Genomic DNA, 494 nt, shown 5'->3' on the forward strand with positions numbered 1-494 from the left:
TCATTGAACAATTTAAAATCATCCTGGTACTTCATAGCTTTCTGACTCGGCAGGACCAGGTTGATAGACTTATTAAAATCCTTCAAAAGTGACTTGAACTCATCCCGTCTGTCTTGGGACTCAATGTAACGTAGTGCGGCATCTATAAACTGTTCACGCTCGTATTTGCGGTTGATGCGCATGGGATTAAAGAACGCAACCAGCTTCGTGTGATTCAGCTCCAGCCTGGGGAGTTCCTCATTAATATTTTTAAGGATATCCTCTGGTCTTAGGTCACCAGAAAAGATTTCCATAGCGTGGATGAGGTAAGCCGATATCCCGTTGTAATCGACAATAAAACCAGCGTGTTTACCCTTACGGGAGCGATTCACCCGTGCGATGGCCTGAAGTAAATTGTGTTCCTTCAATGGCTTGTCCAGGTAAAGCACACTTGCTATAGGTGCATCATATCCTGTGAGTAGCATATCGGATACAATAATGAAGGCAGTATTATC

The 494-nt window shown here is 43.5% G+C and carries 1 protein-coding gene; it reads right to left on the bottom strand.

Features of this window, described 5'->3' with window-relative positions:
- Positions 1-464 (bottom strand): type I restriction enzyme subunit R domain-containing protein (locus tag HC175_RS17775; RefSeq protein ID WP_438865957.1); only part of this gene is annotated, 464 nt, incomplete at its 3' end.
- Positions 465-494: the final 30 nt, after the last annotated feature.

Source organism: Salinimicrobium oceani (assembly GCF_012037645.1).